At 49.8% G+C, this 203-nt stretch carries 1 protein-coding gene; it reads left to right on the top strand.

Annotation, left to right across the window (positions count from 1 at the left end; translation table 11 throughout):
- Positions 1 to 203 (top strand): hypothetical protein (locus ACM615_RS24010; RefSeq protein ID WP_431012647.1); only part of this gene is annotated, 203 nt, incomplete at both ends.

Here is a 203-nt window from a genome sequence, read left to right as displayed (position 1 = left end):
CCCTACGACATTAGAGGTGACACGCCAGTTCACCGACGAACTGCACGATCGCAACATCCCTTTCATTCTGCTCGACTCTTATATGCCATCGCTGCAACCGCTGTCATTCTACGGACAGGACTCTATCCAGAGTGGTCGTTTTGCTGCTCGAATGCTGATGCTCATTGCTCAAAAGGAGGAAAGCATCATGCTTATGAAGCAGA

The sequence above is a fragment of the Rahnella sp. PAMC25617 genome, from assembly GCF_050606005.1.
Lineage (GTDB): Bacteria > Pseudomonadota > Gammaproteobacteria > Enterobacterales > Enterobacteriaceae > Rahnella > Rahnella variigena.
This window is presented reverse-complemented; position numbering and strand designations above follow the sequence as displayed.